Here is a 23,916-nt window from a genome sequence, read left to right on the forward strand (position 1 = left end):
AGACTGGAGAGGTCGAGAGACGGGAGAGGGAAGGCCTCCAGCACAGCGTCTACGCGTACGAAAGGGGTCGATCAGCCATGGCTGAGCACCCTGACGCCGCCCTGGTCCGCCAGGGCTACGCCGCGTTCTCCAAGGGAGACATGGCGACCATACGGTCGCTGATGACCGCGGACTGCACCCACCACTCGCCCGGCAGCAGCCGGATGTCCGGCCACTTCAAGGGCGCGGACAACATCCTCGAACACTACGGGCAGCTCATGGAGCTCACCGGCGGCACGTTCGAGGTCGAACTGAAGGGCGTCTACCCGGACGGCCGGGGCCATGTCATGGCCGTGCACAAGTGGCACGGCGACCGCGGCGACCGCGGCATCGAGATGGAGGGCGGGCTCTTCTTCAGCATCGTCGGCGGCAAGATGACCGATGTCGACGAGTGCGTCGCGGACATCGAGGAGTCCGACGCCTTCTGGGGACCGCCCGACTGAACGTGACACGGACACGAGACGGCCCCCGCTCCCGTTCCCGGAACCGGGGGCCGCCTCACGTACCGCGTCGGATCAGGCCAGCAGGGCCGGGATCGTCGCCTCGTGCGCCTCGCGCAGCTCCGTCAGGGAGAGCGCGAACTCGCCCTGGACGTCGACCGCGTCCCCGTCGACGACGCCGATCCGGGTCGCCGGCAGGCCCCGCGCACCGCACATGTCGGTGAAGCGGAGTTCCTCGCTGCGCGGGACGGCGACGACCGCGCGGCCCGCCGACTCCGAGAAGAGGAACGTGAAGGCGTCCAGGCCCTCGGGGACGACCAGACGCGCGCCGTTCCCGCCGCGCAGGCAGGACTCGACGACCGCCTGGACGAGACCGCCGTCGGACAGGTCGTGCGCCGCGTCGATCATGCCGTCGCGGGAGGCCGAGATCAGGATGTCGCCGAGCAGCTTCTCCCGGTCGAGGTCCACGGCCGGCGGCATGCCGCCGAGGTGCTGGTGGATCACCTCGGACCAGGCCGAGCCGCCGAACTCGCCCCGCGTGTCGCCGAGCAGGTAGAGGAGCTGGCCCTCTTCCGCGAAGGCGATCGGCGTACGGCGGTTCACGTCGTCGATCACACCGAGGACGGCCACGACCGGCGTCGGGTGGATCGCGGTCTCGCCCGTCTGGTTGTAGAGCGAGACGTTGCCGCCCGTCACCGGCGTGCCGAGCTGGAGGCAGCCGTCCGCGAGACCACGGGTGGCCTCCGCGAACTGCCACATCACGTCCGGGTCCTCGGGCGAACCGAAGTTCAGGCAGTCCGAGATGGCGAGCGGCTTGGCACCCGAGGCGGCGACGTTGCGGTACGCCTCCGCCAGGGCGAGCTGCGCACCCGTGTACGGGTCGAGCTTCGCGTACCGGCCGTTGCCGTCGGTCGCCATGGCCACGCCGAGGTTGGTCTCCTCGTCGATACGGACCATGCCCGCGTCCTCGGGCTGCGCCAGGACCGTGTTGCCCTGCACGAACCGGTCGTACTGGTCCGTGATCCAGGACTTGGAGGCCTGGTTCGGGGAGGAGACGAGCCTGAGGACCTGGTCCTTCAGCTCGGCGCCGTTCTGCGGACGGGGCAGCTTGCCGGCGTCGTCGGCCTGGAGCGCGTCCTGCCACGACGGGCGCGCGAACGGCCGGTGGTAGGTCGGGCCCTCGTGGGCGACGGAGCGCGGCGGCACGTCGACGATCTGCTCGCCGTGCCAGAAGATCTCCAGGCGCTCGCCCTCGGTCACCTCACCGATGACGGTGGCGATGACGTCCCACTTCTCGCAGATCTCCAGGAAGCGCTCGACGTGCTGCGGCTCGACGATCGCGCACATGCGCTCCTGCGACTCGCTCATGAGGATTTCCTCGGGCGAGAGGGTCGCGTCGCGCAGGTGCACCCGGTCGAGCTCGACGCGCATGCCGCCGGAACCGGCGGAGGCCAGCTCGGACGTGGCACAGGAGAGCCCGGCGCCGCCGAGGTCCTGGATGCCCGCGACCAGCTTCTCCTTGAAGATCTCCAGGGTGCACTCGATGAGGAGCTTCTCCTGGAAGGGGTCGCCGACCTGGACGGCGGGGCGCTTGGTCGGCTTCGTGTCGTCGAAGGTCTCGGACGCGAGGACCGAGACGCCGCCGATGCCGTCGCCACCCGTGCGGGCGCCGTACAGGATCACCTTGTTGCCGGGGCCGGAGGCCTGGGCGAGGTGGATGTCCTCGTGCTTCATCACGCCGATGCAGCCGGCGTTGACGAGCGGGTTGCCCTGGTAGCAGGAGTCGAAGACGACCTCGCCGCCGATGTTGGGCAGGCCGAGGCAGTTGCCGTAGCCGCCGATGCCGGCGACGACACCGGGCAGCACGCGCTTGGTGTCGGGGTGGTCGGCCGCGCCGAAGCGCAGCGGGTCGACGACCGCGACCGGGCGGGCGCCCATGGCGAGGATGTCGCGGACGATGCCGCCGACGCCGGTGGCCGCGCCCTGGTAGGGCTCGATGTACGAGGGGTGGTTGTGCGACTCGACCTTGAAGGTGACCGCGTACCCCTGGCCCACGTCGACGACGCCGGCGTTCTCGCCGATGCCGACGAGCATGGCGTCGTTCTCCGGGACCTTCTCGCCGAACTGCTTCAGGTGGACCTTGCTGCTCTTGTAGGAGCAGTGCTCGGACCACATGACGGAGTACATGGCGAGTTCGGCGCCGGTGGGACGGCGGCCGAGGATCTCGCGGATGCGCGCGTACTCGTCCTCCTTGAGGCCGAGCTCCTTCCAGGGCTGCTCGGCCTCGGGGGTCCCGGTGGCGTGCTTGACGGTGTCGAGGCTCATCAGGCGTTGACCAGCTTCTTGAGGATCGAGGTGAAGAAACCGAGGCCGTCCGTCTTGCCGGTGCCGATCAGCGGCTCGACGGCGTGCTCGGGGTGCGGCATGAGGCCGACCACGTTGCCCGCGGCGTTGGTGATGCCCGCGATGTCACGCAGCGAGCCGTTGGGGTTCGTGTCCAGGTAGCGGAAGGCCACCCGCCCCTCGGCCTCCAGCTCGTCGAGCACACGCTCGTCCGCGACGTACCGGCCGTCCATGTTCTTGAGCGGGACCTCGATCTCCTGGCCCTTGACGTAGTCAGAGGTCCAGGCGGTCTCCGCGTTCTCCACCCGCAGCTTCTGGTCGCGGCAGATGAAGTGGAGGTGGTTGTTGCGCAGCATCGCGCCGGGCAGCAGGTGCGCCTCGGTGAGGATCTGGAAACCGTTGCAGATGCCGAGGACGGGCATGCCCGCCTTCGCCTGCTCGATGATCGTCTCCATCACCGGCGAGAAGCGGGAGATGGCTCCGGCCCGCAGGTAGTCCCCGTAGGAGAAGCCGCCTGCCAGGACCACGGCGTCGACCTGCTTGAGGTCCTTGTCGCGGTGCCAGAGCGAGACGGGCTCGGCGCCCGCCAGGCGGGCTGCACGCAGCGCGTCCTGGTCGTCGAGCGTTCCGGGGAAGGTGACGACGCCGATGCGTGCGGTCACGATTCCACCTTCACGATGAAGTCTTCGATCACGGTGTTGGCAAGGAAGGTTTCGGCCATCTCATGGATGCGGGCGAGGGCGGCCTCGTCGACCGGGCCCTCCACCTCCAACTCGAAGCGCTTCCCCTGGCGGACGTCGGCGATTCCGGCGAATCCCAGGCGGGGCAGTGCACGCTGCACCGCCTGCCCCTGAGGGTCGAGGATCTCCGGCTTGAGCATGACGTCGACTACGACGCGTGCCACTGGCACTCCCGGTGGTGTGTTGCGTGGGCGGTTCCATCAGCGTACCTGCCTCCAAATTCTACGCGGGTAGAGATCTGAAGGATCCTCCAAAAGCCAGGCCACGACGCCGCTCGGCCAGCGAACGCCACACCCTCCGCGGACCCGACCCCACACACAAAATTCGAGCGAAATATTGCGGAGTCCATTGCTCCGGGACACGCTGAAACAATTGCCAGGGCTTCACAATGCGACGCCTGCCGCTGTACAAAGGAATGCAGAAGAAAGAAGCATTGTCCCGGCACAGCCGTAAGGTCGGCATCGCCGCACGTCAGAGGCGCCACAAGCGGCCTCTTCGCGGCACCGGCCGCAGGAAAGGACCGATATCCGTGGCTCAGCGTGTGGTGGTCACTTACTCCGACGACATGGACGGCGGAGAAGCGGCTGAGACGGTCGCCTTCGGTCTTGACGGGAAGATGTACGAGATCGACCTGAATGCTGCCAATGCAGAGAAACTCCGCAAGGCACTCGCCCCGTACCTCACCGCAGGGCGCAAGATCACGGGCAGGGCGGCGACCGGCCGGAACCCGTCCGTGGAGACGTACACCCACACCTCCCTCGCCCCCGATCCGGCGGCGGTCCGCGCCTGGGCGCAGTCCAACAAGATGGAGGTGCCGGCCCGGGGGCGCATCCCCAAGCGCGTCTACGAGGCCTTCCGCGCCGCGAGCTGACCGGCGGCCCGGCCGTGCCGTGGCGGTCGGCCCGAGCGGCGCCGGGAGCCGAGTTGCATTGCACCCCCGATGATCAGGTAGAGTCTGGATCACGCCGAGGGGCAAGGCCGAAAAGCCGAACCTCACGCAGCGTGCGGGTGTAGTTCAGTAGCAGAACAGCCCCCTTCCAGGGGGAAGGCGCAGTGTGCAATTCCTGTCACCCGCTCTGCACAGCTCGACCGACCACTGTTGTGGATCAGGTAGAGTAGTGCTCGCACCGCCCAGTGAGAGCTGAGCGGCAGCAATGCGGACGTGGCTCAGTTGGTAGAGCATCACCTTGCCAAGGTGAGGGTCGCGAGTTCGAATCTCGTCGTCCGCTCAGGATTGCGAAGGCCCCGGTTCTCAGGAACCGGGGCCTTCGTCGTACGCCCGGACAGTGTGAAGGGCCCCACACGGCGGCGTGTCCCACGCACCCGAAACGTTGGGTATAGTTGGCTCCGCGCTACGGCGCATGCGGACGTGGCTCAGTTGGTAGAGCATCACCTTGCCAAGGTGAGGGTCGCGAGTTCGAATCTCGTCGTCCGCTCCATGAAGAAGCCCCCGGTCGATCCGACCGGGGGCTTTCTCGTGCCTTCGGACCCTGGGCCCTCCGGCCGGATCCGAAGGCCAGGGCCTCAGAAGCTGTCGGACCAGGTCTTGCCGGTCAGCAGCTCGTACGCCTCCAGGTACTTCGCGCGCGTGGCGTCCACGATCTCCTGCGGGAGGGGCGGCGGCGGCTGCTCGCTCTTGCGGTCCCAGCCCGAGGCCGGGGAGGTCAGCCAGTCCCGGACGAACTGCTTGTCGTACGAGGGCTGGGCACGGCCCGGCTCCCACTGCTCGGCCGGCCAGAACCGGGAGGAGTCCGGGGTGAGGACCTCGTCGGCCAGCACCAGGGACGTCCCGTCGAAGCCGAACTCGAACTTCGTGTCGGCGAGGATGATCCCGCGGTCGCGGGCGATGTCACGGGCCCTGCTGTACACGGCCAGGGTCGTCTGACGCAGCATCGCGGCCGTCTCGGCGCCGACCTGACGGGCGACCTCCTCGTACGACACGTTCTCGTCGTGGTCGCCGACCGCGGCCTTGGTGGCCGGGGTGAAGATCGGGGCGGGCAGCTCGGAGCCGTCGCTCAGACCCTCGGGGAGCGCAAGGCCGCAGACCGTACGGGACTCGACGTACTCGACGAGACCGGATCCGGTGAGGTAGCCGCGGGCCACGCACTCGACCGGGATCATGTTCAGCGACTTGCAGATCAGCGTGCGGCCCGCCCAGTCGGCGGGGGCGCCGGCCGGCAGCTCGGTCGAGAGCACGTGGTGGGGGACCAGGTCGGAGAGCCGGTCGAACCACCACAGGGAGAGCTGGGTGAGGACCCGGCCCTTGTCGGGAATCTCGGTGGGCAGGACCCAGTCGTACGCGGACATGCGGTCGCTCGCCACCATCACGAGGTCACCGGCCTCGTTCCGGTACAGGTCGCGCACCTTGCCCGTGTGGAGATGGGTGAGGCCCGGGACCTGGACAGGCTCGGGCTTTTCTACGAATCCGGACACGGTTCCTCCGCGTAGGTTGATCCAGGAGCGTTTCGATTCTCTCGCACCGGACCGGGTCGTCGGCGAGCGGGCCCGGTCCGTCCTGATCCGTCCTGGGTCAGCCTCGGTCGACAGGCGTACGGATCCGGTCAGTCCCTCTTACAGATCCGGTCGAGAAGGTTCGCGGTGGCGCGCTGGACCCGGGGGTCGACATGGCCCGGCCGGTCCAGCGCGGGCGACCAGGCGAAGGTCCCGGAGGCGAAGACCCAGGCACCCGAGGGTGCCCGGTAGAGCGAGGTCTCCTGGTGGCGAAGGGCCCCGTCGCCGTCCTGGTAGGGCGAGTGGGCGAGCAGGATGCGGCCCTGGTGCTCGGGCAGCGCCGTCCGGGGGAAGTAGCGGTCGGCCTCTCCCGCCACCAGCCCCGGGATCTCGTCGCCGTCACCGGCTCCGGTGGCCTCCCAGAGCCAGTGCTCGGCGTTCCGCACGACCAGCGGATGCGGCTCGGGCACCCGGCCCGCGTACTGGATGCCGAGGAGCTGCTGCTCGGGCCGGTCCACCTCGCGCCACAGAGCCGGACGGCCGGGGCCGCGCCGCTTGCGGCAGGTGAGGAGCCGGTCCGGCACCCCGGAGGGCGAAGGGCCCAGCTCCACCTGCCAGTACATCGTGTTGGCGGAGAGGAAGACCAGCGAGGTGCCCTGGTCACGGGCGAGCTCGGCGGTCCTGCGCATCGGCGCCGACCAGTACTCGTCGTGCCCTGGGAAGACCAGACCCCGGTAGCGGCTCGGGTCGACCCGGCCGGCGTGCAGGTCGCGGGTCTCCGCGTACGCCAGGTCGTAGCCGTAGCGCTCGGCCCAGCGGATGAAGTCGTAGGCGTGCCCGACGTGCAGGGGCAGGCCCGCGCCCGCGTACGGGCGGTCGAAGGAGACGGTGACGGCCGCCTCCTGCTCGCCGAGCAGCCTGCCGTCCTCGTCCCAGGCGTGGTACAGGCTGGCGCCGGTGCGACCGTCCTCCGGATAGAGGTTGTACGCCTGCCAGGTCACGTCCGGGAGGACGAGGAGCAGATCCGCCGGGTGGTTGTCGCGGACCGTGAACGGGATGTGGGAGCGGTAGCCGTCGGCGGTGGTGAGGACGGCGACGTACGCGCCGATCGACCAGTACGTCGGCACCTGCAGCCGCCACGACTGCCACCAGTGGTGACAGGACACCGTGCGGTCGGCGGTCAGCGGCGCCGGCTGGACGATCCCGGAGAGGCGCGGACTCGTGGTGATCTTCGCGGCGCCGTCACCGCCGTAGTGGCCGATCCGGTAGACGTCGACCGAGAACTGCTGCGGCGGGTCCACCGTGACGTGGAAGTCGATCGACTCACCGGGCGCCACGGCCCCGTCGGACGCGAACCCCTTGATCTGGCGCCTGACGTCGTCGGCCGTGCGCGGGCCGCCACTGCCGCCGCGGGCCAGGATCTCGTCCGCGTACCAAGGGACCATCTGGCCGGTGTCGTCGAAGTAGTTCTCGGATCCGCGCAGCCAGGGCAGCGGCCCCTGGCCGAAGGGATCCGTGACGGCGTGCGCGAGCGCGCCCGACTCCCACCGCCTGATCTGGTCCGCCCCCATGCTGCGCCCCTCCCTCGACTCCCCCGGGTCGGCTGGTCAGTGCCTCTGGTCCGTGTCTCTGTCAGTGCCGGTCTCCAGCACATCACATAACGCACGCACTCCGTCACCGTTCGTCGCGAATTGACGAGAGTGGAAGCCGAGGCTCCGGGAAGGCGTCGGGCGCGGACGCCTCCCGGGCCCGTCGGCGGGGCCTCAGACCAGCCGTACCGGCTTCTCCGGGCGCACTCCCGTACGGGCCAGCCAGACGCGCAGCGGCTCCGGGTCGCCGTCCTCGACCAGGGCGAGGACGCGGGGACCGAGGTCCACCGCCCGCTCGCCGCCCACCAGCAGCGCGGGCCCGTCGAGCCAGTCGAGGCCGGGGGCGGCCTCGGCGGTGTCCACGGCCGCGCAGCAGACCATCGCGGTCACATGGTCGGCGAGCAGATCGCGGCCGGAACGCGGCGGCTGGAGCGGGAAGAGCGGCAAGGGCCCGTCGGGACCGGAGACGGCCACGGGGGCCGCGCTGCCGGACCGGTCGTCCTTGTCCGCGCTCCCGGCCGCCGCCTCCGCGCTCAGGACGGCGGCGGCCACCCGCGCCTCGCGCGCGGCCTCCTCACGGGAGAGGAGAGCGCTGAGGGCTCCGGCGAGCGCCTCGGCGGCGGGATTGACGGGCTCTTCTTGGTCGTCGAGCTCTTCGTGGCCGATGAGCTCTTCGTGGCCGGCGAGCTCTTCGTGGTCGGCGATGGTGTGATCGCTGCCGTCGACGGCGGCGACGGTGTGATCGCTGCCGTCGACGGTCGGGAATGACGGGTCGTCGTCGTGGGTGTCGGTGGGCTTCTTCGGCTCCGAGGACAGGTGGGCGATCACCCGGGTCAGGGTCGGGCCGTCGGACGCGGACGACGCGTCGGCGGGAGCGTCGGCCACGCCGAGGCCGTCGAGGACCTGGTGCAGCCGGGCCGCGTCGGTGCGCCACTTCCGGTCGACGACCTCCTCCGGGTACCGGCTCCACTCCACCGGCGACCAGTCGGGGCCGGGTTCGGCGGGGCCGCCGTGGAAGAGGCGGGCGGCGAGCAGCGAGGTGGCCTCGTCGACCGCACCCGGCTCCTCCAGGAGGTCACAGGCGGGCCGCTCGCCGAGGCGGGACGAGAAGCCGTCCGCCAGTCGGTCCCTGCGCGACAGTTCGGTCAGGGCGGAGACCACGCCCGCGTCGAGCCGGGAGGGCCAGCGGCCCATGCGCCAAGCGGGCAGCGCGACCCGCGTGAGGAGACGGTCCCAGCCCGCGTAGGCCAGACCGACCTGCTCCTGCGCCACGATCCGTACGCCGTAGTCCACGGCCTGGGCGCGCTCCGAGCCGGCCACGGCGACCCCGCGCTCCATCTCGGCGGCGTGCCCGCGGCAGGCGCGCAGCAGGACGCGGGCGACCTGTCCGACACCGTGCGCGCCGAGTCTGCGGAGCGGGTCGAGGCCGGGGGTCCGGGGCACGGCGACGGCGGCGTCCAGGCCCCGGACGAAGCGGCGGGCGGCGGCTATGTCGGGGTGGGCGGCCGGTCCGGTGCCGGCGACGACGGGGGCGAGGACCGCGCGCAGTTCGCCGACCCGCATCCACCAGAGGAAGGGCGAGCCTATGACGAGGACGGGAGCGCCCTCGTCGGCGCCGTCTCCGGACGTACGCCGTGCGCGGTGGTCCCCGTGGGTGCGGTGGACCCCGTGGGTGCGGCCGGTGCGATGGGCGCGGTGGGTGCGGTCCTCCAGCCAGCTGTCGCAGTCCGGGGTCAGGGCTATCCCGGCGGGGGCCGGGACTTCCAGGCGGTCGGCCAGGTCCCGGACGAGCCGGTAGAGATCGGGGGCGGCGGCCTCGGAGAGCTCCACCGTCGGCGTCGCGGCCGGGCGGGCCCTGGCGACGACGAGGGCGACGGCCGTGGCGGCGAGGAGGACGACGACCGCGAGGACGGTCACCACCCAGCGGGCCGCGTCCCAGCCAGAGCCGGTGAAGTGGCCGGTGACCCCGCCCGCGTACAGGACGACGGCCACGGCCGCGGGGAGGACCGCGAGGCCGAGGGCCCTGCCGCGGACCCGGAGGACACCGAGGGCCCGGGAGCGCGCGGCGCGCACACCCCATTCCTCGCCGACATCGGAACCGGTACCGGACACGCCGTACATCACCCCCTCCTGTCCATGCCGGGACTGCCTGTGGCGGTGTTGGTCACTCCCCCACTGTGGCACCCGCCACCGACATCGCAATGCCGGTGGGCCAAGTGCCGGAACGCCTCTGCCGCACCCTAGTTGGGGCTTTGGCGGACGTCATCCGGATGGCCGAGCCGTCACTCGATGGAATGGCTTTGGGTAAAGGTGATGGCGCTCGTGCGGCCGTACGGTTCACCCGCACGGCCGCTCGACAGATCAGCACATCAGCGCGTTGTTCAGGCCTCGGCGGCCTTCCGCGCGATGTCCGTACGGTGCTGGGAGCCGTCAAGGCGGATACGGCCGACCGCCGCGTACGCGCGCTCGCGCGCCTGCTCCAGGTCCATTCCGGTCGCGGTGACCGACAGGACACGGCCGCCCGCGCTGACGATCGCGTCGCCGTCCCGCTTGGTCCCGGCGTGCAGCACGTAGGCGTGCGGGGCGTCCTTCTCGGCGACCTCGTCCAGGCCCTCGATCGGGTCGCCCGTGCGCGGGGTGTCCGGGTAGTTGTGCGAGGCGATGACCACGGTGACGGCGGCCTCGTCGCTCCAGCTCAGCGGCGCCTGGTCCTCCAGGGTGCCGTTGGCGGAGTTCAGCAGGACGCCCGCCAGCGGGGTCTTCAGCCGGGCCAGGACCACCTGGGTCTCGGGGTCGCCGAAGCGTGCGTTGAACTCGATGACCCGTACGCCGCGGCTCGTGATCGCCAGACCCGCGTACAGCAGGCCGGAGAACGGCGTCCCACGGCGGCGGAGCTCGTCGACCGTCGGCTGGAGGACGGTCGCGAGGACCTCGTCGACCAGCTTCGGGTCGGCCCACGGCAGCGGCGAGTAGGCGCCCATGCCGCCGGTGTTCGGGCCCTCGTCGCCGTCGAGCGCGCGCTTGAAGTCCTGCGCGGGCCGGAGCGGCAGGACGGTGGTGCCGTCGGTGATCGCGAAGAGGGAGACCTCGGGGCCGTCGAGGTACTCCTCGATGACCACCCGGTCGCAGGAGAGGGCGTGGGCACGGGCCTGCGCGAGGTCGTCGGTGACGACGACGCCCTTGCCGGCGGCCAGGCCGTCGTCCTTCACCACGTACGGAGCGCCGAAGGCGTCGAGCGCCTCGTCGATCTCCTCAGGGGTCGTGCAGACGTAGCTGCGGGCGGTGGGCACCCCGGCGCCGGCCATCACGTCCTTGGCGAACGCCTTGGAGCCTTCCAGCTGCGCGGCCTCCCCCGACGGGCCGAAGACGGGGATCCCGGCCGCGCGGACGGCGTCGGCGACGCCGGCGACGAGCGGGGCCTCCGGGCCGACGACGACGAGCCCGGCACCGAGTTCGGTGGCGAGGCGCGCGACGGCGTCGCCGTCCAGCTGGTCGACGGGGTGCAGCTCGGCGACCTCCGCGATTCCGGCGTTGCCGGGCGCGCAGTGCAGAGCGGTGACGTCGGGATCGAGGGAGAGAGAGCGGCACAGGGCGTGTTCGCGGGCGCCGCCGCCGATGACGAGGACCTTCACGTCAGCCAGGGTAGCCCGCCGCCCGGGATGACCCTTGTGCGGGCCACTGAACGAGACGCCCCTACTCGTTCGTGTATTCCTCCACAACGGTGGCTCCCAGCTCGCGCACGATCAGGTCGTGCCCGGAGAGGGCGGAGTCGACGAGGTCGGGATCGTCCTCCTCCGGTACGTCGTCCTCGGGCGCCACGGGCTGCGGCGGGGGCGGCGTGTACGCGGGCGCGGGAGCCTGCGCGGGGGCCGGGGCCGACGCCTGCGGGAAGGAGGGGACGGGCGCCGAGGGGGCCTGCGACGGGGCCGGGGCGGGCGGCGGGGCCTGCTGGAAGGCAGGGGCGGGTGCCTGCGGCCGGCCGCCGAAGCCTCCGGTGCCGCCCGAGCCGCCGAAGCCGGTGGCGGCGGGCGGCGGCGAGGCACCGCCGGAGGGGTCGATGATCGCCTCGATCTTCCAGTTCACGTGGAACTGCTCGGAGAGCGCCTGCTTGAGGACGTCCTCGCTGCCGCTGCTCGCGAAGTTGTCGCGGGCGCCGGCGTTGAGGAAGCCGAGCTGGAGGGTGGTGCCGTCGAAGCCCGCGACCTGGGCGTTCTGGCTGAGCAGGATCCAGGTGAAGCGGCGCCGGTTCTTGACGGCGTCGAGGATCTGCGGCCAGAGGTTCCGCACCTGGGCGATGTCCCCCCCGCCGGTGGGCGCGGGGGCCGGGCTGGGGGCGTGCGCGGGCTGAGCCTGTACGGGAGCGGGCGCGGCGGCCGGGGCGGACGCGCCGGGCCAGGCGCCGGGGGCGCCGCCGCCGGGGGTGGCGGCACCCGGCCAGGCACCGGGCCGGGGTGCGGCGGGGGCTGCGGGAGCGGCTGGTGCGGCGGGGGCCTGGACGGCCTCGGGCTGATGCGGTGCTTGTGCGGCCTGGGCAGGAGCGGGAACAGGCGCGGGTGCGGGCGGCGGCGGGGCCATCGGGGTGTGGGCGTCGGGCCCGGGGACGTACCCCATGGCGGGCGCCGGAGGCCCGGGCGTGAAGACGGGCGCGGGCGCGGCGGCCGCCCCGCGCTCCAGGCGGTCGAGCCGCGCCTGGACCGAACGCTCGTCGTCGAAGGCGGCGGGCAGCAGCACGCGCGCGCAGATCAGCTCCAGCTGGAGCCGGGGCGAGGTGGCGCCCCGCATCTCCGTCAGCCCGCTGTTGACGAGATCGGCGGCCCTGCTGAGTTCGGCGGCGCCGAACACGGACGCCTGCGCCTGCATGCGCTCGATCACGTCGACCGGGGCGTCGATGAGCCCCTTCTCGGCCGCGTCCGGCACGGCGGCGAGGATCACCAGGTCGCGGAGCCGCTCAAGGAGGTCGGCGACGAACCGGCGCGGGTCGTTGCCGCCTTCGACGACCTGGTCGACGACCTCGAAGGCGGCGGCGCCGTCCCCGGCGGCGAACGCTTCCACGACCGCGTCGAGCAGCGACCCGTCCGTGTAGCCGAGCAGGGACGTCGCCATGGCGTATGTCACACCGTCGGCGGCGGCGCCGGCAAGGAGCTGGTCCATGACGGACATCGAGTCACGCACGGATCCGGCGCCGGCGCGCACGACGAGCGGCAGCACGCCGTCCTCGACGGGGATGCCCTCACGCCCGCAGACCTCGCCCAGGTACTCCCGGAGGGTGCCGGGCGGCACGAGCCGGAAGGGGTAGTGGTGGGTCCGCGACCGGATCGTCCCGATGACCTTCTCGGGCTCGGTGGTGGCGAAGATGAACTTCAGGTGCTCCGGCGGCTCCTCGACCACCTTCAGGAGGGCGTTGAAGCCCGCCGAGGTGACCATGTGGGCCTCGTCGATGATGTAGATCTTGTAGCGGCTGGACGCGGGCCCGAAGAAGGCCTTCTCCCGCAGGTCACGGGCGTCGTCCACACCACCGTGGGAGGCCGCGTCGATCTCGATGACGTCGATCGACCCGGGCCCGTTCCGCGCGAGGTCACGGCAGGACTGGCACTCCCCGCAGGGCGTCGGCGTGGGCCCCTGCTCGCAGTTCAGACACCGCGCCAGGATCCGCGCGCTGGTCGTCTTGCCACACCCGCGAGGCCCGCTGAACAGGTACGCGTGATTGACCCGGTTGTTCCGCAGGGCCTGCTGCAACGGGTCGGTGACATGCTCCTGCCCGATGACCTCGGCGAAGGACTCGGGGCGATAGCGGCGGTAGAGCGCGAGAGACGACACGTATACGAGGTTATAGGCGCCCACCGACAACCAGGGCCCACCGACGACGGGGACGATCACGACCCGCCACTCCCGCGCCCGATCCGGCACGCCGCAACCCGATGGCGGAAAGGCCAGACCCTCGGAGAAGGCCGGACGCCCGGGGAACGCAAGCGCCCCCCACGCACCTGCCAGAGCCGACCTACCCTTGCTGCCTTCCGGCCCTGGGGGAGTTCAGTCAGATAGCACCGCGTGAGGGGCTCCGCCAAGGGTACCCGATCCTGGGGCCGGGCGGCTCCCCACGGGGGCCCGGGGAACGTTCTTGTGGATCACGTTCGCGAGCACCCCTCAACGTCTTGTATTGTTTGCGGCGGAGGATTCGCCTAGTGGCCTAGGGCGCACGCTTGGAAAGCGTGTTGGGGGCAACCCCTCACGAGTTCGAATCTCGTATCCTCCGCCAGTGCCTCACCGGGCACTTGAAGACCCCGACCGGGAAACCGGCCGGGGTCTTCTGCATGCCCTGGTCTCACTTCCGGCCTCTTCCATCTCTGACATTCACGACATTTCACACGCGTGCCAGGCCCGCCCACACTCCGGCCCATCAAGAGCTCTCCTCCGTGGGTGAACCCCTTCCGAGTACCGACGGCGGACCCATCGAATGCGCAATCCTTGGCTCCGTTCGGGGCCGCTCCGGTCCCCAGTCGCGTCCCGGCCTCGCGAGGTGTGCCCCATGACGTCCCGATCCACGCTGACAGCCCGGCTGCGCGGTCTCGACGCCCCACAGCTGACGCGCGTGCTCGGGATGCGGAAGGACGCCGCGGTGCCACCGGAGCCGCGCTCCATGGAGGAACTGTCGGAACGTCTTCTGCGACCCGGCTCGGTGGCGCTCGTCTTGCCGCAGCTTCCCCTGCCGTGCCTCCAGGTGGCCGAGGCCCTAGCCGCCTTGGGAACACCCATGTCGCGCAGCGCCCTGGCGAGGAGGCTGGGTACGACGACAGCCACTGCCACTCGGGAACTGGACGGCGTGCTGGAGACTCTGGCCGATCATGCCCTGGTATGGCCGGACAGCGACGGAATGCTCCACCTGGCCGCGCCGTTGCGGCAGGCGTGGGAGATGCCCCTGGGGCTGGACGCTCCGCTGGAGGAGCTTCTGGAAGGCGTGACCTCCGAGGAACTGCGCGGCATGCTCGCGGCACTGGGCATCAAGCCGCCCGGCACCAGGCAACAGCGCACGGCCGCCGTCCTGGAACACCATGGCGATCCGCAACGTGTCGCCTCCGTGATCGCCAAGGCCCCTTCGGGCGCCCGGCAGCTGCTTGAGCGCCGAGCGAAGTCCGCACCGCGGGAAACGGAGTCCATCGTGTTCGGAACTCCCGAGGCCGCCTCCCGGCCGGGCGAGCGATGGGCCCTGGACCGCGGCTTCCTGGTCCGTAACCGCCACGGACACGGGCCGGCCCGCATGCCCGTCGAAGTGGCGCTCGCGCTGCGCGGGCCCGACTGGCAAGCCCCGTTCGCGCCCGTACCGCCTGCCCCGGAGCTGGTGTCCGTCCCCGCGGTGGAGGTGGACCGGGAGGCAGCGGCAGCTGCCACCGCGTTCGCGGCCCACGCCGCCTCGGTACTGTCAGCCTGCTCGGCGGCTCCCCCGGCCCGGCTGAAGTCCGGCGGGATCGGCGCACGTGAACTGGCTCGGATCGGCAAGGCGGCACAGGCCGACGAGGCAGCGGTACGCATCACCCTGGAGATCGCGTACTCGGCCGGGGTGCTGGCCGCCGACGGCAATCACGTCGCACCCACCGCGGCGTACGACACCTGGGCGGCGCAGGAACCCGCAGCGCGGTTCGCCGAGCTGCTTCACACATGGTGGAACCTGCAGTTCACTCCCTCGCAGGCCCGCAACGAGGACTACAAGGCGCTCCCCGCCGTGGCCGGGGCTCCTCCCTGCGGCGGCTGTCTACAGGCTCGGCGCGGGCTGCTCACAGCGGCGGCAACGCTTGCCGAAGGTCAGGGCGTGAAGGCCGCCACGGATCTGGGGCCACTCGTGGCATGGCACCGTCCGTTCGCTCATCCATCGTTCCCCGACGAGACGCCTTTCGCCGCGGCGGTCCGCGAGGCCGAGCTGATGGGCGTCATCGCCCGAGGCGCCCTCTCCCCGCTCGGTGCGGCGCTGCTGGCCGGTGAGACCGAGGAACTGACCGCCGCGTGCCGGCTCCTGCTGCCCGAGGCCACCGACACGGCCCGGCTCGGTGGCGACCTCACGGCCGTCGTCACCGGCACGCCCTCGGCACGCCTCGCGGAGTTCCTGGATGCGACCGCGGACCGGGAGATCAGCGGCACGGCCTCGCTATGGCGGTTCAGCGCCGACAGCATGCGCCGCGCACTGGACGCCGGTCACGCTCTGGACGAGATCTCGGTCGAGCTGACCGCCATCGCCGACGGGGCTCTGCCACAGCCTCTGTCCTATCTCATCGCCGATGCCGCACGTCGCCACGGCCACGTGCGGGTCGCCCCTGCCGCCTGCGTCATCCACGGCGACGAACCGGCGCTCCTGGCCGAGCTCGCCGCGCACCGGGGACTCTCCGCGCTCGGGCTACGGCAGCTCGCCCCGACGGTGCTCGTCAGCGACAGCCCGCCCGACAAGACCCTGGCCGCGCTCCGGGACCAAGGCTATGCCCCCGTCGCCGAGGCCCCGGACGGGACCGTACGCATCGAGAAGGCGCCCCCTCGACGGGCCGCCGCCGTTCCGGCCCCGCGGAAGGCCGCCACCAAGGCCGCCACCGGACGCTCGACGTACCGGGCGGCGGAGGCATCGGCCGTCGCCGACCCGTACGCCGTGGCGGCCCGGCTGCTGACCGCCCCGCCGCCCACCCCGGAGCCCGATCCCTTCGGCACCGGGGTCCCCTTCGGTACGGATACCGAGGAGATCGTCGCCGGGTACGCGAAGCAGCTGACGTACGCGGACGTCCGCCAGCTCGGCCACGCCATCGACACCGGTATGGCCATCACCGCCGAATACGTCGCCGCGTCGGGAAGCCGCACCGTGCGCACCCTCAGCCGCCTCCGACTCGATCCGCCCTACCTCGAAGCCTGGTGCCATCTACGTGACGCCGAACGTGTCTTCACGCTGTCCCGTGTCCACTGCGTCATGCCCGCGTAGGCACCCTTCCGGATATACTTTGCGTACGACCTGATATCACAGGAGGTGCCTGAATGAGTCGAACCGTGATCGACCTCGATGACGAGCTGCTGGCCGACGTGGCCCAGGCTCTCGGGACCAGCACCAAGAAGGAGACGGTCAACACCGCCCTGCGCGAGGTACTGGAGAACCGGCGGCGGGCCCTGGCGCTCACCAGGCTGCGGGCTGCCACCGCAGACGGCTCCTTCGACCTGGACCTCTTCGAGGACAAGCGGAACTACCGGCGGTGAGCGCGGCACGATTCCTGATCGACACCAGCGCACTCGCGCGATTCCTGCGCGGCGACGCCGAACAGTACGGCTGGGACCAGGCAGCGGCGGCCGGGCTCATCGCGACCTGCCCGATCACCGAGTTGGAGTTCTTCTACAGCGCCCGCTCTGCCGCGGACCGTGCGCGAGGCATCGAGGACATGCGGCTCGTATTCAGCTGGGTACCTGTCGACGACCGGGCCTACGACCGCGCCTGGCGAGTCCAAGAGCTGTTGACCCAGCGTGGCCAGCATCGCAGTGCAGGCGCGGTGGACCTCGTCGTCGCCGCTACGGCGGAACTGCAGGGGCTCACCCTTCTCCACCGCGACCACGACTTCGACTGCGTCGCCGCCGTCACAGGCCAAGCCATGCAGTGGTATGGCCCGGAGACCGGTAAATGAACGTGCGCCCGGCGGTCTCAGTCCTGGTCTCATTCGCCCCCGTCCAGAGCTGTTCGGACGTGGCAAGGCTGGACGCTCCGCCGCAGGTCCGGACACCCACGATTCCCGCCGGACCCACATACGAACAGGTGGAAAGCGTGTCGGGGGCAACCCCTCACGAGTTCGAATCTCGTATCCTCCGCCAGTGCCTCACCGGGCACGATGTCGAAGGGCCCCGCAGCTTGCTGCGGGGCCCTTCTTCGTCGGCCGTCTCGATTCCGTATTGGTTGTCCTCGGCGGGGGCCTCGCACGGGCGCCCCCACGAGGCCCTCTACCCGGGAGCGTTGAGCGCCTTGGGTCGAACCAGTCGGGAGGCGGTCCAGGCTCCTGCCGTGACGGTGCCCGTCTGCGACAGGCCGGCCGTCGCAGCGGCTTCCCCGAGCTCGCCGGGCTCCAGGTGGCCGGGCTTGCCGGGGTTCGGCGTCAGCACCCAGATGTGGCCATCGGCCGCGAGCGGGTCGGCCGCCTCCGTCAGCATGTCGACGAGGTCACCATCCGCCTGCCGCAACCACAGGAGCACGACGTCGACCGGGCCCTGGTGGTCGTAGCCGACGAGGCTGTCGCCGATGGCCTCCTCGACCGATTCCCGCAGGCTGTCGTCGGCATCGTCGTCCTGTCCGAGCTCCTGCACCACCAGGCCGTGGGAAAACCCCAGTCGAGCCCCGTGATCGAGCTCTTCAGGTTCAGCAACAGATGCCATCGTGCTCCCCTCCCCTGTCGTGAAGGCAACGCGTACCGGTTGACCGACCAGGATGACAGCCTCGGCGCTCGCCCGGGGCCGCGTCAGGTGTTCGTGGCCGGGAGGTCCTCCCCGAGGCCGGTGCCGAGGAGGCCGAAGACGTACGTGGCCTCCGGGGCCACGGCGGCCGCGATCCGGTCGTTGGGTTCCCCGGCCAGGGTGAGTTCCTGGATGCGCTGGAACAGGAGACGGTGCGCGGCCGCCAGGAGCGCGGCGGCGGCCCGGGGGGCGATGGCCGGCGCGGCGGCGGGGGCGGGGGCGTCGTCCGCGAGCGCCGCGGCGAGGGCCTCCTCCCGCAGGTCGTGCAGTTCTCGCAGGCGGGCCGTGAGGGTGGGGCTGTCGGCGATCATGCGGGCGAACTCCGGACCGGCGAAGCCCGCGACGGGGTCGCACTGCTCGACCGCCGCGAGGAACTCACGGCGCAGCGCCGCGAGCGCCGACTCTCCCGCGGCCCGGTCTGCGACCGCGCGCGCCAGGGAGGCGGTGAACGCCTCGTGGTGGTCGAGGGCCAGGTCCTCCTTCCGCGCGAAGTAGTTGGTGACCGTCTTCTTGGCGACGCGGGCCGCCGTGGCGATCTCGGCGATGGTCGTCTGCTCGAAGCCCTGCTCCATGAAGAGCCTGGTGGCGTGGTCGGAGATCAGCTGCCTGGTCTCCTGCTTCTTGGACTCGCGGAGTCCCATGCTCTCGATACCCATGAGCGAATCTTACACTCGTCGCAAATTTAGTCTTGACGCACGACGAAGCCCGTGCATAAAGTTACGCCCGTTGCAAAAATCGCCTCGTAGGACGACACGGGAAGAGACCACCTGTTGCGAAAGCTGAACCCCATCGCGCTCCCCCTCGCCACGCTCACCGACGGCCCGCTCGCCGTCTCACCGCTCGCCGTCGCACCCCTCACGGTCACGCCGCTCACCACCGCCCGGACCCAGCCCCTGGCCGGCGCACCGCGCCCGCTCCGCGAGCTGCCCCGTGCGGGCCGCCGCCAGGCGCCTGCCCGCACCCGGATCCACGCGCCGCGACGTACGTACTGACCGGGGCCGGTCCCTCGGGTCACCGCACCGAGCCAGAGCACCGCACCGCCGCCCGTACCCCCACGCCCACCTACCGAGGAGCCGCCGTGAACGTCTCTACCTCCACCCTCTCCCTCACCGTCGCCGACGTGGACGCCTCCCGGGAGTTCCTCACCACCCACCTCGGCTACCAGGTGGCCATGGCCGCCGACGGTTTCGCCTCCCTCACCCGTGAGGACGCCGCCGTCGACATCGTGCTGCTCAGCCGCGGCATCGAGGTCCTTCCGCCCGAGCAGCGCGACCAGCGGGCGGCCGGCCTGATCCTGGCGCTCACCGTCACCGACCTCGCGGCGGAGGAGGCCCGACTGCGCGCCGCGGGCGCCCCCATCACGATGCCGCTCCGTGAAGAGCCCTGGGGCGAGCGTCTGTTCCAGCTGACCGACCCCAACGGCGTCGTCGTCCAGCTCGTCGAATGGGTCACGCCGGGCTCGTCCGACACCGCCGACACCGCCGACACCGATGACGCCGCTGACACCGCTGACCTCCGGACCGAACAGGAAAAGGTGACCTCCGTGCGCGTGATCAGCCCCTCGGGCGAGGCCGTCACCGTCTCCCCCAACGCCACCATGACCGGTCTGGCCGCCCCGAGCCGCGGCAGCGCCGAACTCAGCACTTGGACGGTCGAGATGGCCGCCGGAGCCACCGGGCCCGAACACACCATCAGCCGCGAACAGGTGTGGACGGTCACCGCCGGCTCCCTCGAAGTCACCTGCGCCGGCCGTACCGAGAAGGTCGCGGCCGGGCAGACCGTCGTCCTCCCGCCGGACCTGGTCCGACAGGTCCACGCCCCCGAGGCGGCCGAGGCGCACGTCGCCATGCGCGCCGACGCCCACGCCACCGTCCCCGGCACCGAGGGCACCCGCACGCTCCCCTGGGCCGAGTAGGTACGCGCGCGTGGGCAGGGCATGCCCCGTGCCGGAGGGCCGGACCGCTGATGCGGTCCGGCCCTCCGGCATACGAGTGTTCCGTGCGCCCCACTACACGGGGCAGGGCCGGTACTTGAGGCTGCGCTCGCGGTCGACGACGTAGCTGGCCCGCCGTGGGGCCGAGCGGGTTGCGGTACTTAGGACGTGGATCCGGCACACGACGGGGTCCGTGCCGGGACAGGGGTCGTCGGCGGATACGGGTCAGGCGAGCGGCGCCGTGATGACCGAACCGCAGGCCTCCACGGCACCGGCGACGGAGGGACCGGAAGGAGAGGAAGAACGCGTGCACGCATCTTTGAGGCCGCCGACCTCTCATTGGCGCAGGCGCACCGTTGATCACTCCTACGGGGAAGTGCCGCTCACGCCGTCAAGGGGCGTCATTCACTGGATCGAGGGGTGATGAGGGGGAGGGACGTTACTGCGGTCACCGGTGTGTAGTGATGCCGATACTTTCTGTGATGACCAGTCGGCTCAACCAAACAGGGGTTATCGATGAGGAAGTTGGCTACGGCAGTGGTGGCTGCGGGGCTGTTCTTCGGGGGGATGGGGGTGGCGGTTGCGGACTCGTGGCGTTCCACAGAGGACATTTCCACTACTGGCGCCCACTTCGAAGAGGTGAAGTACAGGTGGGAGCCCGCCGGGGCGAAGCGCGGCGCCTTCCGCTTCAAAGGTCTCCTGCGTGACGGCAGCCACAACGACGGCCACAACGTCTACCTGGAGGTAAGGCCGCACGAATACGGATGGCAGCGATTCAAGGGCGTGCAGAAGCGCACCGTCCCACTGGAGAACACCGTTCACGACGGCGCGACCCGCTACACGAATTCCGCTGAGATGCGAGTGTGCCGGGACCGAGGGGCGCTTCGACCCAACAACTGCACGCCCCCTCGACTCTTCAAGCGCTAGCAGCCACCAGTTCGGGGAGCCGCCGACCAGCGGCTCCCCTTCTTCATAGGGAGTGCGGACCACGATGGACGTCATTCTCCGCGCCGACGGCGTGGACCTGTTCTACGGCTCCGAGCAGGCCGTGAGTAACGCCGATTTCGTGCTCAAGCGCGGCGAGGTGGCCGCCATCATGGGCAGCAGCGGGTCCGGTAAGTCATCGCTGTTGTACTGCCTGGCTGGTGTTCTGCCGCCCAGCAAGGGCGCCGTGACCTTCGATGGCGTGCGACTTTCCGCGCTTCCCGACGGCGAGTTGAGTGCCCTGCGCCGTACGCGGCTCGGCTTCGTCTTCCAGTACGGGGAACTGCTACCGGAACTGACCGTCGAGGAGAACGCGGCGCTTCCCCTCCGGCTCGCCGGCATCAGCAAGACGCATGCGCACGCGATGGCCGGCCAGGTACTGGGGCGGCTCGGGTTGGGTGATCTTCTGCGGCGCAGGACCTCGAAGCTGTCGGGTGGCCAGAGCCAGCGCGTGGCTGTCGCGCGGGCGCTGGTCCACCGACCGGACGTGGTGTTCGCGGACGAGCCGACCGGGGCTCTCGACAGCGTCAACGCCGCCGCCGTCCTGGACGAGTTTCTTCAGCTCGCACGAAGGCAGAAGACTGCCGTCGTCATCGTCACCCACGATGCCGATGTGGCAGCTAAAGCCGATACGCAGTACACGATGACGGACGGTGTTCTGGCTCAACGGGTGGCGGTGTGAGCCCGCTTCTTCTCGGGATGCGCCTGCTGTGGGGCAGCGGGCGCCGAGGGCAGGCCCGCTTCCTCCTGATGGCGTTCGGCTCGGCTCTCGGAGTGGCGTGCCTTGCCGCTGTCCTGACCATTCCGTCCGTCCTCACCGCGCATGACGACCGGACGGCCGCCCGCACTCCGGACTCCGGCACAAGTAACGTCGTCTACCAGGAGTTTCACGATCCCTACGGGTCGCAGCCGCTCCACCGTGTGTTCGTCGCACGCACGAGCCCTGGCCCCACTCCCGTACCCCCCGGTGTCGACAGGCTTCCTGACGCCGGCGAGGCGATCGTTTCACCGAAACTCGCCGAGGTGCTCGCCGCCAACCCGAGGGCAGCCGGACTTGTCCCGGGTCGTGTATCCGGAATCATCGCGCCGGAGGGGTTGGGCGACGCCGAGGATCTATACGCCTACATCGGCACCACCCCGGCCGAGCTCACCGAAGCGGAGGAGTTGGGAAGCTTCGGCACCAGCCGATCACGGCGTGAGATCGTCGAGCCGTCGACCCTCACCATTCTCCGATTCACCCTCGGGTGCATCGTGCTGCTTCCCCTCGTCATCTTCCTCTCCGTCTGCGCACGGCTCTCCGGTGAATCGCGCGCCCGACGGCTCGCCGCCCTCCGCCTCGTCGGACTCAGCGAGAAGGACACCCTGCGGGTCAATGCGGGGGAAAGCGCTGCCGCCGCCACGGTCGGAGCCGTTCTCGGAGTCGCGGGGTATCTAGCGACCAACGAAGTCATGGCACGTGTCGGGTTGCCAGGACTGCACTGGTATCCGGCGGATGGCCGGCCGACGGGGTTGACCCTTACGGCTTGCCTGCTGGGCTGTCCGGCGCTCGCCTGGTTCGTTGGGCAGTCCAGCGCGCGCCGAGCCGCCCAGTCTCCGATCAGCGTGCGCCGGACCGGGGAAGGGCAGCGCCCGAAGAAATTGGGGATGCTGCTGTTGGTCCCCGGCGTCGGGGTCATCAGCGGGTACTGCGTGCTCAGCATGATGGGCCGTGACCCCTCAGGAGGGTCGGCCAACTCCGTATTGGTGCCTGGTGCGGTTCTACTGACCGGTGCGGGGCTCGTGTTCGGCCTGGCGCCCATCACCGCGTGGTTGGCTCGGCGGCTGGCGGGAACAGCCAAGTCACTGCCGATGGCTTTGGCAATGCGCCGTACGGAGGTCGACCCCGGGTCGTCTTTGCGAGTAGTCACAGGACTCGTCCTGCTGGTGTTCGGAGCGTCGCTCACTCAAGGCGTGCTCGTCGAACTGGACCAGGTGAGTCGCTCCACCAGTCCCGTACAGGAGTACGCGATTTCGTTCGGCCATCTGGATGCCCGTCAGCAACTTGAGGCGACCAAGGTGGCAGGTGTCCGGGTCCATGCGATGTCCGCGTCTTCATGGAGCGAATCCCCTGACGACGACAATCCCCTTGCATCTGCCGTGGTTGCCACATGTCAGCAGCTCGCCGCATTCGTGGAGAAGGCGACGGGATGCATCGAACACAAGGTGCTCCGCATCCAGGATGCGGATTTCTCCATCGACGCCGACGCCGTGCCGGGCAAAAGCTTTCCGTTCCTCCTGAGTAATGGACGCAAGCTTGACGTCACCGTCCCAGAGGCAAGCGTCGCGGTTCGGTCCTACCAGCCCTCCCAGTTCTCCGGACCAAGCTTGCTCATTCCCCCGTCCATGATCCCCAGCGGGACGGTCATGGCAGACGGCAACCTCGTTCTCCTCAGCGACGCCGACCCCGCCACCGTCCGTTCCGTTCTCGACGGGGTCGGGGCCATCGCTCCCACGTCCTCCGTCGACCCCGTCGGGATCGTCATCGACGCCCTTGCTCAGCTCACCGTCATCCGAAGTCTTCTCTTCGTCGGGATGGTGCTCGGGCTCGTCATCGGGGTCGCCGCCTTCGTCGTCTCCGTGGCTGATCGGGCCATGGAGCGGCGCGGGCAGGTTGCCGCGCTCGTGTTGTTGGGGGCTCGGGCCGGGACGTTGCGGGTGGTGCAGGTCGTGCAGGTGTTGTTGCCGCTGGTGGTGGGGCTGGGGGCGGCGATCGTCACCGGGTGGCTGGCCGAGTCCAGCTATCTGATCACCGGGGGCGGCGCCGTGCACTGGGACTGGGACGGGCTGCCCCTGCTGCTCGTCTCCGCGCTGGGGGTGCTGTTCGCGGCCGGGGTCGCCTCCGTGCCCATGGTGCGGCGGCACGTCGATCCCGAGCACATTCGGCGCGATTAGTTTCCGGGCGG

General features: G+C 70.5%; 20 protein-coding genes, 4 tRNA genes and 1 other RNA gene. 14 read left to right on the forward strand and 11 right to left on the reverse strand.

Annotation, left to right across the window (positions count from 1 at the left end; genetic code table 11):
• Positions 1-77: 77 nt before the first annotated feature.
• Positions 78-482 carry a nuclear transport factor 2 family protein gene (locus tag ACIA8N_RS17620; protein WP_365776399.1) on the forward strand — a complete coding sequence of 135 codons (405 nt, stop codon included), beginning with the start codon at positions 78-80 and terminating at the stop codon, positions 480-482.
• 72 nt (positions 483-554) lie between these two features.
• Here ACIA8N_RS17620 and purL read toward each other — a convergent pair whose 3' ends face one another.
• The 3 genes from purL to purS are packed head-to-tail and all read right to left on the reverse strand — an operon-like array spanning position 555 to position 3,726.
• Positions 555-2,804 (reverse strand): phosphoribosylformylglycinamidine synthase subunit PurL, encoded by a 2,250-nt coding sequence (gene purL, locus ACIA8N_RS17625; RefSeq protein ID WP_365776401.1) that lies wholly within the window; start codon positions 2,802-2,804, stop codon positions 555-557.
• Positions 2,804-3,484 (reverse strand): phosphoribosylformylglycinamidine synthase subunit PurQ, encoded by a 681-nt coding sequence (purQ, locus tag ACIA8N_RS17630; protein WP_030221396.1) that lies wholly within the window; start codon positions 3,482-3,484, stop codon positions 2,804-2,806. Before purQ ends, purL begins: the two co-directional genes overlap by 1 nt.
• On the reverse strand, positions 3,481-3,726 hold the full coding sequence (gene purS / locus ACIA8N_RS17635; protein ID WP_030221400.1) for a phosphoribosylformylglycinamidine synthase subunit PurS: 246 nt from the start codon (positions 3,724-3,726) through the stop codon (positions 3,481-3,483). Before purS ends, purQ begins: the two co-directional genes overlap by 4 nt.
• Before the next feature lie 365 nt (positions 3,727-4,091).
• Here purS and ACIA8N_RS17640 point away from each other — a divergent pair, with 365 nt between their 5' ends.
• The 4 genes from ACIA8N_RS17640 to ACIA8N_RS17655 all read left to right on the forward strand — a co-directional run bounded on the left by ACIA8N_RS17640 (position 4,092) and on the right by ACIA8N_RS17655 (position 5,001).
• Entirely contained in the window at positions 4,092-4,433 is a 342-nt protein-coding gene (locus ACIA8N_RS17640; RefSeq protein ID WP_365776404.1) for an Lsr2 family protein, read from the forward strand.
• A 133-nt stretch (positions 4,434-4,566) separates the two neighbouring features.
• Positions 4,567-4,638, forward strand: a tRNA-Gly gene (locus ACIA8N_RS17645).
• 80 nt (positions 4,639-4,718) lie between these two features.
• Positions 4,719-4,791 (forward strand) — tRNA-Gly (locus tag ACIA8N_RS17650).
• Between the two features lie 134 nt (positions 4,792-4,925).
• A tRNA-Gly gene (locus ACIA8N_RS17655) sits at positions 4,926-5,001 on the forward strand.
• An 85-nt stretch (positions 5,002-5,086) separates the two neighbouring features.
• Here ACIA8N_RS17655 and ACIA8N_RS17660 read toward each other — a convergent pair.
• The 6 genes from ACIA8N_RS17660 to ffs all read right to left on the reverse strand — a co-directional run bounded on the left by ACIA8N_RS17660 (position 5,087) and on the right by ffs (position 13,663).
• Positions 5,087-5,995, reverse strand: a complete 909-nt coding sequence (locus ACIA8N_RS17660) for a phosphoribosylaminoimidazolesuccinocarboxamide synthase (RefSeq protein ID WP_365776406.1) — start codon at positions 5,993-5,995, stop codon at positions 5,087-5,089.
• A 128-nt stretch (positions 5,996-6,123) separates the two neighbouring features.
• Positions 6,124-7,584 (reverse strand): N,N-dimethylformamidase beta subunit family domain-containing protein, encoded by a 1,461-nt coding sequence (locus ACIA8N_RS17665; protein ID WP_365776409.1) that lies wholly within the window; start codon positions 7,582-7,584, stop codon positions 6,124-6,126.
• 192 nt (positions 7,585-7,776) lie between these two features.
• Complete coding sequence (locus tag ACIA8N_RS17670; RefSeq protein ID WP_365776411.1) at positions 7,777-9,723, reverse strand: hypothetical protein; 1,947 nt, start codon at positions 9,721-9,723, stop codon at positions 7,777-7,779.
• A 260-nt stretch (positions 9,724-9,983) separates the two neighbouring features.
• Entirely contained in the window at positions 9,984-11,234 is a 1,251-nt protein-coding gene (gene purD, locus ACIA8N_RS17675) for a phosphoribosylamine--glycine ligase (protein WP_365776413.1), read from the reverse strand.
• A gap of 61 nt (positions 11,235-11,295) precedes the next feature.
• A complete protein-coding gene (locus tag ACIA8N_RS17680; protein ID WP_365776415.1) occupies positions 11,296-13,419 on the reverse strand; it encodes a DNA polymerase III subunit gamma and tau in 2,124 nt (707 codons plus the stop codon).
• A 145-nt stretch (positions 13,420-13,564) separates the two neighbouring features.
• Positions 13,565-13,663: signal recognition particle sRNA small type (gene ffs / locus ACIA8N_RS17685), an RNA gene on the reverse strand.
• 107 nt (positions 13,664-13,770) lie between these two features.
• Between ffs and ACIA8N_RS17690 the strand changes: the two genes are divergently transcribed.
• The 4 genes from ACIA8N_RS17690 to ACIA8N_RS17705 all read left to right on the forward strand — a co-directional run bounded on the left by ACIA8N_RS17690 (position 13,771) and on the right by ACIA8N_RS17705 (position 17,240).
• Positions 13,771-13,858: transfer RNA gene (locus ACIA8N_RS17690), tRNA-Ser, on the forward strand.
• A gap of 270 nt (positions 13,859-14,128) precedes the next feature.
• Positions 14,129-16,552 carry a helicase-associated domain-containing protein gene (locus ACIA8N_RS17695; protein ID WP_365776417.1) on the forward strand — a complete coding sequence of 808 codons (2,424 nt, stop codon included), beginning with the start codon at positions 14,129-14,131 and terminating at the stop codon, positions 16,550-16,552.
• Between the two features lie 53 nt (positions 16,553-16,605).
• A complete protein-coding gene (locus tag ACIA8N_RS17700; protein ID WP_097868235.1) occupies positions 16,606-16,821 on the forward strand; it encodes a type II toxin-antitoxin system VapB family antitoxin in 216 nt (71 codons plus the stop codon).
• Positions 16,818-17,240 (forward strand): PIN domain nuclease, encoded by a 423-nt coding sequence (locus tag ACIA8N_RS17705; protein WP_365776420.1) that lies wholly within the window; start codon positions 16,818-16,820, stop codon positions 17,238-17,240. The genes ACIA8N_RS17700 and ACIA8N_RS17705 overlap by 4 nt, the downstream gene beginning before the upstream one ends.
• Positions 17,241-17,550: 310 nt before the next feature.
• Here ACIA8N_RS17705 and ACIA8N_RS17710 read toward each other — a convergent pair whose 3' ends face one another.
• Positions 17,551-17,979, reverse strand: coding sequence for a DUF3052 domain-containing protein (locus ACIA8N_RS17710; protein ID WP_365776422.1), 429 nt, complete (start codon positions 17,977-17,979; stop codon positions 17,551-17,553).
• A gap of 83 nt (positions 17,980-18,062) precedes the next feature.
• Complete coding sequence (locus ACIA8N_RS17715; RefSeq protein WP_399416623.1) at positions 18,063-18,713, reverse strand: TetR/AcrR family transcriptional regulator; 651 nt, start codon at positions 18,711-18,713, stop codon at positions 18,063-18,065.
• Between the two features lie 114 nt (positions 18,714-18,827).
• Between ACIA8N_RS17715 and ACIA8N_RS17720 the strand changes: the two genes are divergently transcribed.
• The 5 genes from ACIA8N_RS17720 to ACIA8N_RS17740 all read left to right on the forward strand — a co-directional run bounded on the left by ACIA8N_RS17720 (position 18,828) and on the right by ACIA8N_RS17740 (position 23,905).
• The gene (locus tag ACIA8N_RS17720; RefSeq protein ID WP_365776424.1) at positions 18,828-19,049 is read left to right on the forward strand and encodes a hypothetical protein; all 222 of its coding nucleotides are present in this window, start codon (positions 18,828-18,830) and stop codon (positions 19,047-19,049) included.
• Positions 19,050-19,135: 86 nt separating this feature from the next.
• Positions 19,136-19,972 (forward strand): VOC family protein, encoded by an 837-nt coding sequence (locus tag ACIA8N_RS17725; protein ID WP_365776426.1) that lies wholly within the window; start codon positions 19,136-19,138, stop codon positions 19,970-19,972.
• Positions 19,973-20,506: 534 nt separating this feature from the next.
• The gene (locus ACIA8N_RS17730; protein ID WP_365776428.1) at positions 20,507-20,917 is read left to right on the forward strand and encodes a hypothetical protein; all 411 of its coding nucleotides are present in this window, start codon (positions 20,507-20,509) and stop codon (positions 20,915-20,917) included.
• A gap of 64 nt (positions 20,918-20,981) precedes the next feature.
• Entirely contained in the window at positions 20,982-21,656 is a 675-nt protein-coding gene (locus ACIA8N_RS17735; protein ID WP_365776430.1) for an ATP-binding cassette domain-containing protein, read from the forward strand.
• 17 nt (positions 21,657-21,673) lie between these two features.
• The gene (locus ACIA8N_RS17740) at positions 21,674-23,905 is read left to right on the forward strand and encodes an FtsX-like permease family protein (protein ID WP_399416733.1); all 2,232 of its coding nucleotides are present in this window, start codon (positions 21,674-21,676) and stop codon (positions 23,903-23,905) included.
• The last annotated feature ends 11 nt before the right edge of the window (positions 23,906-23,916 follow it).

Source organism: Streptomyces sp. NPDC051822, assembly GCF_044452745.1.
In the GTDB taxonomy this organism is placed as follows: Bacteria; Actinomycetota; Actinomycetes; order Streptomycetales; family Streptomycetaceae; genus Streptomyces.